This is a genomic window from Haloterrigena gelatinilytica (assembly GCF_013342145.1).
Taxonomy (GTDB): Archaea; Halobacteriota; Halobacteria; order Halobacteriales; family Natrialbaceae; genus Haloterrigena; species Haloterrigena gelatinilytica.
Genome location: NZ_JABUQZ010000002.1, coordinates 165,632 through 179,538, shown reverse-complemented (window position 1 = coordinate 179,538; position 13,907 = coordinate 165,632). Strand labels below are relative to the sequence as shown.

Sequence of the window (13,907 nt, the reverse complement as noted above, 5' to 3'; positions counted from 1 at the left end):
TCGCTCGAGGACCTGCTCGCGGAGACCGACGCCGAGGCGATCGCCGAGCGCTACCACAATAGCCGGTCGTACTTCTTCATCGGCCGCGGACTCGGCTTCCCGGTGGCCCTCGAGGGCGCGCTGAAGTTCAAGGAGATCACCTACGAGCACGCCGAGGGCTTCGCCTCGGGCGAGCTCAAACACGGCCCGCTGGCGCTGGTGACGCCCGACACGCCGGTCTTCGCGATTTTCACCGGTCAGGAGGACGAGAAGACGCTGAAAAACGCCGAGGAAGCGCAGACCCGCGGCGCGCCCGTGGTCGCCGTCTGCCCCGAAGACCACCGGGCCGTCGACGTCGCGGACGCCCACCTCGAGATCCCGGAGACCGACGCCGACCTCGCGGGACTGCTCGCGAACGTCCAGTTGCAACTCGTCTCCTACTACGCGGCCGACCTCCTCGACCGGCCGATCGACAAGCCCCGCAACCTGGCGAAGAGCGTCACCGTCGAATAACCCGCGGTCGAGGCCGACCGCCGTTCGTTTTCTCCAGTTTTGGACCGCTCCGTCCGACGGACTCGAGTCCGAGTAACTGACTGTCGAGTCGCTAATCGGCACCTATCTGACTGCGCGAAACCCGAAAACCGAACTTCGAAAATCGGACTGCAGTCGTATCGTCTCCGCTGTTCTCCGGTCGAACGCGTGAGTACCGAGTACGAGTCGACGAGGCCGCGGGAACCGAAACCACCCCCATAGTTCCGGCTCCGAGCGGCGTCGTCGGACTCCAACCCGCGACCCGCACTCGAACCGTCGGAATCGCGCTGGAGGGGACTGCCGCGATCGTATCGGGTCTGATCGACTCCCTCCACCCGGTCTAGCTATTCGCCGTGGTATAAACCCCCCACTTGCTACCGATGGCTTCGATGCTCGCCCCGCCGGTTAAACGCCGTCGACCCGTCGACGCGACGGACCGGCGGTCCGCGACGCGCTACCCGTCGCGTTCGACGACCTCGCCGGGCCGCGTCGTCGCTCCCGTGGCGAGTTTCAGCCCGGGGGTCAGACTCGAGTTGATACCGGTCTTGGCGCCGTCGCCGGCGACGACGCCGAACTCGCGTCGCCCCGTCGGGACGCGCTCGCCCTTGACGGTGAGTTCGACGATCGCCCCGTCGTGGCGTCGGTTCGCGACCGTCGTCCCCGCGCCGAAGTTGACGTCGCGTCCGAGGACGCTGTCGCCGACGTACGAGAGGTGGCTGACCGAGGTGTCACGTGAGAGAACGCTGTTCTCGATCTCGACGGCGTTGCCGACCGACGCGCCCTCGCCGATCAGCGTCGCGCCGCGGACGTAGGCGTTCGGCCCGACGGTCGCACCCGAGCGAATCAGAACCGGTCCCTCGATGACGGTTCCCGGTTTCACCGTCGCCCCCTCCTCGACGACCACGTCGCCCTCGAGGTGGGCGTCGTCGCTGACTCGGCCGTCGATCCGGCGGTCGAGGTCGGCGAGCTTCCACTCGTTGGCCGCGAGGAGTTCCCAGGGACGGCCGACGTCGAGCCACCGGTCGAGGGCGATCGGCGTCACCGCGAACCGGTCGAGCACCGTCGCGAGCACGTCGGTGATCTCGTGTTCGCCGCGCTCGCTTTCGGGGACCTCGAGCCACTCGCGGGCGCGTTCGGGGAAGGCGTAGGCGCCGGCGTTGGCGAGGTTCGTCGGCGGCTCCGACGGTTTCTCGGTGATGTCGTCGACGACACCGTCTTCGGTGCTGAGGACGCCGTAATTCCGCGGCTCGGCCACTTCGACGGCGCCGACGGCCGGACAGTTCGCGAACAGTCGGTCGATCGCCGCCGGATCGTAGAGGTTGTCGCCGTTCAGGACGGCGAACGGGCCGTCGATGCGGTCTTTAGCGGCGGCGACGGCGTGGGCCGTCCCGGCCTGTTCGGTCTGGACCGCGTACGAGACCGGAACCCCGCGATATTCGTCGCCGAAGTAGTCGCGAACGGTCTCGGCCTCGTAGCCGACGACGAGGACGATTTCGTCCGCCCCCGCGTCGACGGCCGCGTCGACGGTGTGGGCGGCCAGCGGCCGGTCGGCGACCGGCAACATCGGTTTCGGCAACGTCGCGGAGAGCGGTCTGATTCGCGTTCCCTCACCCGCCGCAAGAACAACGGCTTGCATTGACGGTCCCTTCCCGGATTCGCCGGATAATTATACAGCTACTACTGCCGTCGGGCGTTTTTCCGGTCGTTTTCGTCGTATTCCGACCCGTCGGGGCCCGCTGTCGCCCGATTGCAGCCGATGGATTTGTCCTCGACCGACCTCCGCTCGAGGACGACTGCGATCGTTCGCACGGCGCGTCGCCGAGACCGGTCGCCGAACCGGCGCTCACGCCGGGTAAAACAGTCCGTTAATACAAAGAAATATTGAATTTCTACCGTGAGAGAGGGTAACACTGCTGTTTACAAAACTGTCTCGCGAGACTGATTTTCTCGACCGATATCCGCGCGGTCGGCCGAGCGGCGGGATTATGCAGTCTATAGTAAATACCGTTCTGTCGCTACGAGTTGTTGATGTCGACGGAACCAACCGACGCGAAGTGGACGCCGATGACGTCCGGCCAGGAAACGACCGCCCCTCGCTGTGTCAACTGTGGGAACCAGGTGACGCGTCAGTTCGCCCGCGTCTTCGGGGATAACCGCGACGTCGTTCACGCCTGTCCCGACTGTGCGACGTACCGCGAAATGAAAACTTCGGATTTCATCCCGAAGGAAGCCCGCTGATTTCGTTCGTCGTTCGTCAGGTACCGCGTCCGTTCTCGAGCGATCGACCGTCTCAGCGAGCAGTCGGATCGCCAGCTGTCGGTCCCGACGTCGTCGCCGATTCCCACTCTCACCGGGCCGCGACGAGGCCGCGAGCGTCGACCGGGTGGTCGTCCCGGCCGGCGACCGTCCGCCGTCCACGGTCCGCGTCGACGTCGACAGCCACCGCTCCTCGTCGCTCCGCCCCGCCGGCCACCGATCGAGCCGGCGCGTCGTCGATCGTTCGCTCCACGTTATCCGTTCGATATCCGAGTTAGCCGCTCCCTAGATTTCTGAACTGTCGATATCGTATATACGAACCGCCCGTTTTGATCCGGGTACGAATGGAGACAGTCCGTCCGCTTTCCGGCCGCCGGTCCGATCGGACCGCCGCAGTCGCGGACCGACCGTCGGCCGATCCGCCGTTCGGTCCGGGTATCGCCCGCACAACGCGACGCGAGTCGACCGCTCGGGGCCAGCGATGAGCGCGACCGAACCCGACTCCGAGGTCGACGCCGACGACCCGGATCCGACCGAGTCGCTGACCGAACTGCCGCCCAGTTCGAAACTCGTCTACAAGGTCCTCGAGTACGAGGGGTCGATGACCCAGGAGGAGATCGCCGCCGAATCCCGGCTCTGCGCTCGAACCGTCCGGTACGCGCTCGGCAAACTCGAGGACGCGGGCCTGGTCACCAGCCGCGTCCACCTCGAGGACGCCCGGCAGTCGAAGTATCAGCTCGCCGACTGAGCGTCCGAGCGCCGCCGGTTTCCACCCGCGGGCTCAGCTGTGTTTTTGGTAGCGGTCGACCACCAGATCGATCCCGAACGAACCCGACGTGATCTCGTAGTGCGTCTCGAGGCGGGGGTTGAACTTCGCCTTGTATCGGTTGATGCTCGGGACGCCGGCGCCGACGAGGTCGTACCGCTCGAGCCCGTCGCGAAGGCCGTCGCGCATGACGTGCCAGTCGAGCAGGTCGTTGATCGGGACGTCGACGTCGGTATCGGGTTTGACCCCGCCCTGCCACCGGTAGCGGGTCCGATCGGATTCGACCACGAGAATCCCGCCGACGAACGTCCCGTCGACGCGACAGGCGTACGGCCGGATCGCGCCGTCGGGCAGCCGTTCGTACATCGAGCGGGCGAACCCCTTGCTCAACTGGAACGGCTTGCCCTGGCTCTCGTAGCGGGCCGCGACCTGCTCGACGATGCGCTCGACGTCGTCCCCGTCACCCTCTTCGACCACGTAGGCGTCCGGATCGGCGTTGCGGACGTTGCTCCGCGCGTCGCTGCTGAACCGCTTCAACAGGTCGTCCTCGCTTCCCTCGAGGTCGACGACGTAGGTGTAGCCCGGTTCGACGGTGTACTCGTTCCAGGCGAACGGTCGCACGTCGTCGAACTCGGCGGTGACGAACTTGGCGTACAGCGGCGAGAGTTCCTGATCGATGTAGGCGAGACAGCCCTCGAGGAACCGCCGCGTTCGGCGGTCGGCCTTGCGCTGTTTGAGTTTGTCGACGTTCAGCAGCGCCGGCCCGAGGTAACAGGACCACGAGAACGGCGCCGGCGAGAACGCGCCGGTGACCGGTCCCTTCCCGTACTCGAAGACGGGGAAGAGCCCGATCGGTTCCTGGCCCTTGAACCCGGCGAGCAGGTGCGGCGTCGTCCCGGTGTCCGTCGCCTGCAGGCGGAGCGCTTCGGCTCGGTAGAACGGGTTCGTCCCGTCCGAGCGCTCGACGTATCGATTCCACTCGTCGGCGTCGGTCCGCGGATCGAGCGTGGTGACTTCGATACTCATCGTCAGAGATACCCCAGGTCCGAGAGGTGGTCTTCGACGGCCCCGTCGTCGGTCGCGCGGATCGGATCGGGTTCGTAATCGGGATACGTCGTCTCCTCTCCGGCGTCGACGACCGGCAGCGCCGCGCCGTCCATCTCGGCGTCGATCGGGACGTCGAACAGCGCACAGATCGTCGGCGCGACGTCGAAGATCGTCGCCCCCCCGAGCGAGACCGACTCGTCGACGTCGCTCCCCGCGGCGGCGACGATGCCGGTTCGCTTGTGGTTCCACGGCTCCATCGGCTCGCCGAACTGCTCGGTGCCGACGTCGGCGACGATCGCGTTGTCGAAATCGGCGGGGACCGTCAGAATGTCCGGCGCCTCGTCCACGTACGGCCCCTCGAAGTACGTCTCCCGCGGCTCGACGGCCTCGAACATCGGCTCGCCGTCGGGCGTTCGAACGGCCGAGAGTCGGTCGATCAGCTCGGATCTGACCGCCTCGTAGTCGGATTCGGGCACCTGCCCGCTCGGCTCGCGGCCCTCGAGGTTGATCCGCACGCCGAGTTCGCTCTTCGAGCGGACGTACGCCGTCGACTCGGGGAAGTCGACCCGCTCGCTCGCCGCCTGAATCATGCCGTTCGGAACTCGCTTGCCGATCGGCTCCTTCAGCCCGACCGTATCGAGCGCCGCGGCGACTCGCTGGGTCGTAATCCCGACCTTCGCGGCGGCGTTCATCGCGCGCTCGAGCGCGCTCGTCTCGTCGTCGCCGGCCGTCTCGCCCTCGAGCAACTCGTTCTCCCACGTCGTCGACCAGTTCGGCATGCCGCCGCCGCTCTCGACCGCGACGTGCCCCTGCTCGCGCAGGAACTCGTTGACGCGGAACTCGCGGCCGGTCACTTTGCCGATCCCGTGATCGCTGACGAGCAGGACGTTTTCCGGGTCGGTGTCCGCGAGCGTCTCCCGAAGCTGCCGATCGACCGCGCGGTAGACGGCCTCGATGGCCGCCTTGTCGCCCGGCCGCTCGTGGAAGACGGTGTCGGTCGCCTGGAACTGGAGGAACCCGAACTCGGGCTCGATCCGTCGAGCGAGGTAGCGAAACGCCGAGCCGCGATCCTCGATCGTCCGCTCGTAGCTCTCGATCGACTGGTCCGGCGCGTCGGTCCCCTGCGGATAGACGTGGTAGCCGTCGCTGGCCAGCTTCACGTCCTCGAGGATTCCTTCCGGATGGCAGGGGGGATCCTCCGGCGCGGTCAGGCCCGGAATCAGCGCGCCGTCGAATTCCCGCGGCGGATGCGTGACGGGAACGTTGACGACGACGCTCGAGAGGCCGTACTCGTCGAGTAACTCCCAGACCGGCCGCTCCCGGACGTGGGTCGCGTTCACCACGTCCCAGTCGTAGCCGTCGAACGAGAGGAAGTCGTAGACGCCGTGTTTCCCCGGATTCTTTCCCGTGTAGATCGACGGCCAGGCGCTCGCCGTCCACGGCGGGATCTGTGACTCCAATGGGCCGCTCGTCCCGGTCTCGATCAGCCGCTCGATCGTCGGAATCTCGTCCGCCTCGAACAGCGGCTCGAGCACCGATCGACAGCAGCCGTCGAGCCCGACCACGAGCAGCTCGAGTTCAGTTTCGGTTGCCGAAGCTCCCATAGACACGGGAGGAACTCTCCCCTGTTTTGTTATCCGATTGTTTTGTTCCCGTATGTTTAGGCTGCTCACAGCAATGACGGGTATTTCCGATGGTGTTCTCGAGTAATTATCTATTGCTCATCATTTGTGGTATGGTTTCTATTCCCACGACCTTGTCAATCGCGGCATTTCGGTCGAGAGGGTCACCGCGATATATACCGTCCTTCGATGGGATACCACTATGATCAGTGAGCAGCCGTCGCTGCTCGCCCGAACGCCGTCCGGCCGGCGGGCGACGGGAATCGAACCGTTTCTCGAGCGCTACGCCACCGACTTCTCGTTCTACGGCTCCGGAAAGGCAGCGCTCTACGACGGACTTTCCGGACTCGTCTCTCCCGGCGAGAACGTCCTCGTTCCCGCGTACCTGCCGGACGCGGTCGTCGAACCGTTTCGCGATCTCGGGCTCGAGCCCCGGTACTACCGCGTTCGGGAGACGCTCGCCCCGAACCGCGCCGACCTCGGCGAGCGGCTCGACGACGAGACGGCCGCGGTCGTGACGGTCGACTACTTCGGGTTTCCCCAGCCCGGGCTCGAATCGGTCGCGTCGCTGCTCGACGACCGCGACTGCTATCATATCGACGACAACGCGCACGCACCGCTCAGCGTCGATAACGGCACGTTACTCGGCACCCGCGGTCACCTCGGTATCACGAGTCTCCGAAAGCTGTTGCCGATTCCGGACGGCGCCGTCCTCTACTGCAACGACGAGTCCGTCGCCGCTCGACTCGAGCCGTCGTCGTTCGCCGGCGTCCGCGACGAGTTCGGGGTCGACGACTGCCGGCACGTCCTCGAGTCGGTCGCCGGCGACCTCCTCGCAGCGAACGCGACGGTCCGCCGGACGGTCGAGCGGCTGGTCGCCGAGCGAGCGGCGTCGGTCCCGGATCCGAAGGCGCGGTACGAGGCCGGAAAGACGCCGATGTCGAGGGTCTCGGCGGCCGTCGTCGACGCCGCCGATCCGACGGTGATCCGTCGCGCCCGCCGGACCAACTACCTCGCGTGGCGACGCTGCTTCGATTCCCGGTCCGGCGTCGAACCCTACCACGAGACCCTTCCCGAAGGGATCTGTCCGCAGGTCTTCCCCCTCCGGACGGACTCGCCGCAGCGACTCGTCGCGGCGCTCGAGCGGTGCGGAGTCGCCGCCCACACGTGGCCGCGACTCGCCGCGACCGTCCGCGACGATCCGGCCTACGCGGTCGCGCGGCGACTGGCTCGAGAGACCGTCGTCCTGCCGGTCCACCGGGGAGTCGATCCGGCCGCGATCGAGGCCGTCGGCGATCGGCTCCGATGGTGAGTCGCGAACGTTAGTCGACCCGCGCCGCGGCGGTCAGCTCCCCGCGGACGTCGTCGCTGAGCGTGTAGGTCCGTTCGGTGGGCCGGTCGAGGACGCCTTCGGTCCGCAGTTCCGAGAGGAGACTCTGGACGGCGACCGTCGATCGATCGACTCGTTCGGCGAGGACCGCCGTCTCGAGCGGTCCGTCTCGGGCCAGGACGGCCAGCGCGCGTCGTCCGGTCGCCGCCGTACACTGGGACTGCCCGGCCGCCGTCTCGAGTCGCTCGTCGATCCAATCGCCCTCGAACAGGGCTTCGAACGACGGGCGTTCGCTCGCGCTCGTCGCCCGCTCGTCTCGCTCGGCCTCGTTCCGTTCGACCGCGTTCCGTTTGGCTTCGTTCCGTTCGAACTCCGTCCGCTCGGTGTCGTCTCGCGTAGTCCCGTCGCGGTCGCCGTCGCTCGTCGCCTCGTCCCGCTTCTCGAGTTCCTCGCGGATCGACGTGAACCCGAACTCGATGGCGTCGCCGCCGGCGTGGACGATCTCGTCGTCCGACTCCGTCGTGGTCGTCTCGGGGTCGGACTCGGTCTCGCTCTCCTCGAGTTCGCGAACGCGGTCCCGAAGCCGCTCGTTTTCCTCGCGGAGTCGCTCGACGGTCTCCGTTCGCGACTCGAGGGTCGTCTCCAGCGTCTCGATGCGCTCGTCTCGCTCCTCGAGTTCCGCTCGAAGCTCGTCGCGCTCGTCCTCGAGGTCGACGATCTCGTCGTGGAGGCGACGCAGTTCCTCGTCGTTCCCGCCGCCGAGTTGGGCCTGGACCGTCTCCTTCCCGGTCAGCGCGTCGGCCATCTGCTTGGCCGCCGACGAGACGTCCCGGGCCGACTCGAGTTCGTCCTCTAAGGTCTCGATGCGTTTATCCTTCTTCTCGAGTTCGGCCTCGAGTTCGTTGATCCGGTCCTGTTCGCGCTCCTTGCGCTCGGAGATGTTCTCGAGGTCGCCGACCAACGCGTCGGAGACCGACTTCAGTTCGGGACGCTCGAAGTCGTCGAGTCCGGGGGTCGCGCCCGCGTCGAAGGTCCGCTTGCGGCGGAACTGGACCTTCCGGACGTCGACCTCGGTCCAGTCGGTCTGGACGAACGCCTGCCCGTCGTTCAGCTCGGAGACGAGCTCCGAGTACTCGGTGTCGATGATCCGCCCGACGACTTTGGTGTCGTTGTCCCAGGTCAGCCGGTGCCAGACCAGCCAGTTGGCCTGCGTGATGAAGTCCTTCTTGACGTCGGCGGGCCGCTGGCTGATCCCCAGAATGCCCAGCCCGTGTTTGCGGCCGCGCTTGCTGATCTTGATCAGCAGGTTCCCCGTCTCGCCGACGCCGCCGCCCTCCGGGATGTACTCGTGGACCTCCTCGACCACGAGCAGGAAGGGCTTCTTCATCTTCTTCTCCTTGACGAACAGTTGGCGGGCGATCTTGCGCAGCAGTTCGTCGGCCACGTCCTCGTCGAGGTAACCCGAGACGTCCAAGATGATCGGGACGTTCTCCTCGAGTGCGAGGCTCGCCATCTGTTCGGCGTGCTCCGGTCCGATCTGGATGTCGCACTCCTCGTCGGCGCCGGCGTGGAGCATCTCGTACTCCTCCTTGAGCCCGTAGTACTCGCCGTCGGTGTCGACGATCAGGAGGGGGAAGCCGGCCTCGAGTAACTCCTCGGCGATGACCGACGCGGTGTTGGACTTCCCGGATCCCGACTTGCCGGTGACGAACCCGCGACCGGTCAGCAGTTCGACGACCGGGAGCCGAAGCTCCGACCCGTCGTCGGTTTCGCCGACTAGAATCTGGCGCTGGTCGCTCACCGACCACTCACCTCGAGCGCGCGCGACGTATTCATATATGGGTACACTCCGAATACGGCACCTTGAATATTGGCCTCGTCCGGTGGATTCCGCCGTTCCTCCGGACCGGCCGCCGTGTCTTCTCACAGCCGAGACGGTGTACAATGTGTGGACTGTCTACACTGTGTCGAGTATCTCTCGTACGAATGAATCGGTTTCACTACCACCTGACGTCCTATACAACTGCCTCTGCTCGAGCTATCGGTTACGAATACAGTCTGGAAGATTAGGCAGTTCACATTGTGTACACATTCTAGACAGTAGGATGTTCCTTCGAGTTCAGTCGATCGGAGTCGGTCGCCTCGGCGTTTCAGTTCGGTTCCTCGCCGTGCGAGTACCGAGTACAATTCGTAGGCTGTGTACACCGCTGACGACTTGCACACGGCCTACACTTTGTACAATGTTTGAACCGTGTAAACATCTCCAAACATCAATAATCGGTTGTAAAGCCGGTATTCTGATTGAAGACTGTCTGAGAATCACACCGTCTACACTGTGTCGAGTTCTCTGAGACGGTAAACCGTTCACACTGTATAGAATGTGTGGACGGTTTCCACTACTGTTAAGTTATCTCACCCGAATGATAGGCGTGTAACTCGCCGCGTCCGATCGCGTCGATCACGACCCGTGACTGATCCGATGTCTCCACTGTGTAGACGGTTTCCACCTCGAGCAGCGTTCGCGCGGGCGGCTACCGACCCGATCCCGCTAGCCCGACACAGTTCGAACTGTGGACACCGTTTGAACCGTGCTCGAGGTCCGAACCGTTTGCACTGTTTCCGACGTTCGGACCGTGGACGACCCGTCCCACGTCAATGGCGGAACGCCGTCCGCGGAATCCCGCTTCGAACCGATCGCGGAGCCGTCAGCCCGCAGATTGAAGACGGGTTACACATTCTACACAGTGCACACAGTGGAAGCGGTCTCCGACGTTCGAACCGTCCGCATCGCTCCCGCTCGAGATCGGCCGCGGCGACGGACCTTCCCACGCATGACGACTGAAACCCCACGCGCCGTCAGCGTCGCCCTACAGAAGGGCGGCGTCGGCAAGACGACCCTCGCGATCAACCTCGCCGAACGACTCGCCAACCGCGACAACGACGTCCTGCTCGTGGACTTGGACCAGCAGGGCAACGCCACCGAAGGCGTCGGCCTGCACGACGCTTACACGAGCGACGTCCACATCGGGGACGTCCTGGAGGACGGCACCGAGACGACGCTCGGCGACGTGATCCGCTCGGCGGGCTCGTTCGACGTGCTGCCGGCCCACGAGGATCTAGACAGCGTCGAGAACAGCATCCGCAGCGCGACCTTCGGCGAACTCTGGATCCGAAACGAGATCGTCGATCCGGTGCTCGGCGAGACCTACGACTACGTCGTCGTCGACTCGCCGCCGAACCTCGGGCCGCTGGCCGACGCCTCGCTCATCTCCACCCAGAACGTCATCGTCCCGCTGCGGATGAGCGAGCCCAGCGTCAGCGGCTTCGAGCGGATGTACACCCAGCAGATCGGGCCGATCCGCAAGGAGATCGACCTCGACATCACGGCGATCGTCCCCAACTCGCTGGCCGGCGACAACGAGGAAAAGCGCATCATTACCGACTTAGAGGAGTCCCAGTTCGGCGAGTTCCTCCCCCAGTTCGCCCGCTCGGAGCACTTCGACGATCCGGACTCGCCCGGTCCCGGCCTGCGCGAGCGGATCGCCTTCCGGCGGGCCTGGCGCGAGGGCGTCCCGCTCGCCGAGTACGACCCCGACAACGACATGCTCGATCGTTTGGACGAACTCGCCGCCATCGTCGAGCGCGGAGGTGTCGCCGATGCCCGATGACAACCGCTTCGCCGGACTGAGCGACGCCGTCGAGGACGACCCCGACGAGGAGTCGGACGCCGAATCGGCGGCTGCCGACTCCTCGAGCGAGGAGACCGATTCGCCGGCCGCCGAAGACGCTGCGTCCGTATCCGACTCTGAGGACTCCGAGACCGGCGGCGACTCGAGCGGGTCCGAGTCGGACTCGAGCGCCGAGACCGGGGATACCGATACCGATACCGATGCCGATGGTGGTGACGATACCGGCGATAACGATCCGACGGCGTTCCCGTTCGACGCGACCGAGAAGAAGACGGTGTACGTCCGCCCGGAGACGCTCGCCGATCTGGACGACGCGCGCGCGTTAGTAGATGCACAGCTGCGAACGGACCACGACGTTCGCGATCTGACCGGTCGCGAGTTCTACGACGCCGTCTTTCGGCTCGCGGCCGCGGACACCGAGGGCGTGATCGACGAGATCCTCGAGGCTCGCGAGGAGTAGCTACTCGTCGCCAACGCTCCCGTCGATCTCGTCATCGGTGTCGCTTGTGCCGTTTCCGTCCTTTTCATCGGCGTCGTCGGCGGACCCCTCGTCGCGTTCGACGCTCCGCTCGCGGATCGTCATCCCCTTGCGACCGAGGTGCTGGAGCTGTTTGCGGGCGAAGTCCTCCTCGCGGGTCCCTCGCGTCGCGAGCACGTAGACGAGCGCGCCGCCGGCGGGACGCATCGTCCGCCCGGCGCGCTGGGTTCCCTGTCGTCTCGAGCCGCCGAGCCCCGAGGCGACGATCGCCAGATCGGCCGTCGGGAGGTCGATCCCCTCGTCGCCGACCCGCGAAACGATGAGGAGGTCGCGTTCGTTCCGGCGGAACTCGTCGAGCAACCGCCGGCGCTCGTGGTGGGGCGTCTCGCCGCTGAGGAAGGGGACGTCCAGCGCGTTCGCGAGATCTTTCCCCTGCTCGAGGTAGTCGACGAACACCAGCGCCTTCGAGTCGGGGTGGGCCGACAGCAGGTATCGCACCTCGTCGACCTTCCCGCGGTTCTTCGCGGCGATCCGGTACTTCTCCTGGCCGTCCGCGGAGGCGTAGGCGTTGCCCTGCTCGTCGTCGCCCCACGGGACGTAGCGGATCTCGAGTTCCGGTTCGGCGACGAAGCCGGCCTCGAACAGCGCCTCCCAGTCGGTGCCGATCGGCGGGCCCACGAGGGTGAAGATTTCCTGCTGGCGGTCGTCCTCCCGGATCGGGCTGGCAGAGAGGCCGAGCCGGTGTTTGGACTGGAGGTGCGTGCTCCGGCGGTAGACGTCCGACGGGACGTGCTGGCACTCGTCGAAGATCACCAGCCCCCACTCGCGGTCGTCGAATAGCGAGCGGTGCCGATCCATCCCCGCGATCTGGTAGGTCGCGATCGTCACCGGCCGGACCTCCTTGCGCCCGCCGTGGTACTGGCCGATCTGCTCCGGTTCGAGCGACGTGTACTCGAGTATCGCGTCGGCCCACTGTCGGGCCAGATCGCGACTCGGCACCAGAATCAGGGTTTCGCCCTCGACGTGGGCCATCGCCCCCATCGCGGCGACCGTCTTTCCGCTGCCCGGCGGGCCGACGAAGACGCCCTCGCCGGCCTCCGCGAACCGATCGACCCAGGTCCGCTGGTAGTCCCGCAGTCGAACCCCGAGATCGATGGGAAGTTCCTCGCCGGACTCGAGTTCGCGGTGGTCCTGCACCGGGTAGCCCGCCTCGTAGAGAATCCGCTTGATCGCGGCTTCCGAGCCCTCCCGGACCCAGTCCTCGGTATCCGAAATCGGCGCGTGGACGTGTTCCTCGTCGAGTTTCTGGCGGGCGACGTTCCCCATGACCTCGGGGCTCTTGGCTTCGAGAACGGTGTAGCCGTCCTCGTGGGTCGCCAGCCGGAACTGGTGGGCCCGATCCCACTGGCTGCGGACCCACTCCTCGAGTTCCTCGGAGCGCTGGCCGAGGGCCTGGCGCATCGTCCGGGCCAGGTTCTCCCAGGAATCGTGGGGCGCCTGCCAGATGTCCTCGGGCCTGACGACGTAGCGATACCCCTGGTCGCCGTTCCCGTCCGCGAGGTGGGCGAACTGGGCGAGCTGTGCGCGGGTGAACTGGTCCGGCCGATCGACGATGATCTCGCGGCGCTTCGGGAAGACGACGACTCGCTCCCGGTCGGTCAGATCCTCGAGTTCGCTGGGATACCAGACGACGGGATCCGTCTCGACGGAGAGTCGTTCGACCTCGTTCCGGTCCGCGAGGGTCTCGAGCGCGTCACGGGCCCGTTCCTGGGGAAGCTCGAGCGCTCGGGAGAGTGCCGCGGCGGTGAGCACGGGTCGACCGGCCTCCTGCGATGCGTCGTGGAAGTCCGCGAGCGTGAACTGCTCGTCCACCTGCTCGTCTCCGGTGGGATCGTTGTCCCCGTCGGCCGCTGGATCCTCGGGTCGCTGGCTCTCGCCACCAGTCGCTTCCGAAGCACGTTCGTCGGTCACTGACGGTCGTAACGGTGGTGCGGGTAAACCGATTTCGTTCGACTCGATTGGAGTGTAGTGTGAGACCCGTTTGAGAACAGATGAAACGATGGTGTGTCCGTTTGCCAGAACACATGAAACGGTGGTGTGTCTGTTGTGCTTCATAGGAACACATGAAGCACTAGTGTGTGCTCGGAAAACACATGAAGTGCTGGGATGTCTGTGTTAGACTCGAGCGTCCGTCTCGAGAATGCTATTG

The 13,907-nt window shown here is 65.8% G+C and carries 11 protein-coding genes; 6 read left to right on the top strand and 5 right to left on the bottom strand.

Going from position 1 to position 13,907, the window contains the following annotated elements:
* Positions 1 to 492, top strand: a 492-nt coding sequence (locus HTZ84_RS22055; RefSeq protein WP_174682790.1) for an SIS domain-containing protein, incomplete at its 5' end; no start/stop codon positions are given.
* A 472-nt stretch (positions 493 to 964) separates the two neighbouring features.
* Here the strand turns inward: HTZ84_RS22055 and glmU are convergent.
* Positions 965 to 2,146, bottom strand: coding sequence for a bifunctional sugar-1-phosphate nucleotidylyltransferase/acetyltransferase (gene glmU / locus HTZ84_RS22050; protein ID WP_174682789.1), 1,182 nt, complete (start codon positions 2,144 to 2,146; stop codon positions 965 to 967).
* Positions 2,147 to 2,538: 392 nt separating this feature from the next.
* Between glmU and HTZ84_RS22045 the strand changes: the two genes are divergently transcribed.
* Entirely contained in the window at positions 2,539 to 2,748 is a 210-nt protein-coding gene (locus HTZ84_RS22045) for a DUF7563 family protein (RefSeq protein ID WP_008895556.1), read from the top strand.
* 499 nt (positions 2,749 to 3,247) lie between these two features.
* Positions 3,248 to 3,514 carry a winged helix-turn-helix domain-containing protein gene (locus HTZ84_RS22040; RefSeq protein WP_174682788.1) on the top strand — a complete coding sequence of 89 codons (267 nt, stop codon included), beginning with the start codon at positions 3,248 to 3,250 and terminating at the stop codon, positions 3,512 to 3,514.
* A 33-nt stretch (positions 3,515 to 3,547) separates the two neighbouring features.
* Here HTZ84_RS22040 and HTZ84_RS22035 read toward each other — a convergent pair whose 3' ends face one another.
* Together HTZ84_RS22035 and HTZ84_RS22030 are read right to left on the bottom strand one after the other, a co-directional pair.
* Positions 3,548 to 4,558, bottom strand: coding sequence for a lipid II:glycine glycyltransferase FemX (locus tag HTZ84_RS22035; RefSeq protein WP_174682787.1), 1,011 nt, complete (start codon positions 4,556 to 4,558; stop codon positions 3,548 to 3,550).
* A 2-nt stretch (positions 4,559 to 4,560) separates the two neighbouring features.
* Entirely contained in the window at positions 4,561 to 6,183 is a 1,623-nt protein-coding gene (locus HTZ84_RS22030) for an alkaline phosphatase family protein (protein WP_174682786.1), read from the bottom strand.
* 220 nt (positions 6,184 to 6,403) lie between these two features.
* Here HTZ84_RS22030 and HTZ84_RS22025 point away from each other — a divergent pair, with 220 nt between their 5' ends.
* On the top strand, positions 6,404 to 7,513 hold the full coding sequence (locus HTZ84_RS22025) for a DegT/DnrJ/EryC1/StrS family aminotransferase (RefSeq protein ID WP_174682785.1): 1,110 nt from the start codon (positions 6,404 to 6,406) through the stop codon (positions 7,511 to 7,513).
* A 10-nt stretch (positions 7,514 to 7,523) separates the two neighbouring features.
* Here the strand turns inward: HTZ84_RS22025 and HTZ84_RS22020 are convergent, their stop codons facing one another.
* Positions 7,524 to 9,332 carry a helicase HerA domain-containing protein gene (locus HTZ84_RS22020; protein ID WP_174682784.1) on the bottom strand — a complete coding sequence of 603 codons (1,809 nt, stop codon included), beginning with the start codon at positions 9,330 to 9,332 and terminating at the stop codon, positions 7,524 to 7,526.
* Positions 9,333 to 10,362: 1,030 nt separating this feature from the next.
* Between HTZ84_RS22020 and HTZ84_RS22015 the strand changes: the two genes are divergently transcribed.
* Both HTZ84_RS22015 and HTZ84_RS22010 read left to right on the top strand, forming a co-directional pair.
* Positions 10,363 to 11,199, top strand: a complete 837-nt coding sequence (locus HTZ84_RS22015; protein ID WP_174682783.1) for a ParA family protein — start codon at positions 10,363 to 10,365, stop codon at positions 11,197 to 11,199.
* The gene (locus HTZ84_RS22010) at positions 11,189 to 11,680 is read left to right on the top strand and encodes a hypothetical protein (RefSeq protein WP_174682782.1); all 492 of its coding nucleotides are present in this window, start codon (positions 11,189 to 11,191) and stop codon (positions 11,678 to 11,680) included. Before HTZ84_RS22015 ends, HTZ84_RS22010 begins: the two co-directional genes overlap by 11 nt.
* Here the strand turns inward: HTZ84_RS22010 and HTZ84_RS22005 are convergent, their stop codons facing one another.
* Positions 11,681 to 13,669, bottom strand: a complete 1,989-nt coding sequence (locus HTZ84_RS22005) for a DEAD/DEAH box helicase (RefSeq protein WP_174682781.1) — start codon at positions 13,667 to 13,669, stop codon at positions 11,681 to 11,683.
* Positions 13,670 to 13,907 lie beyond the last annotated feature (238 nt).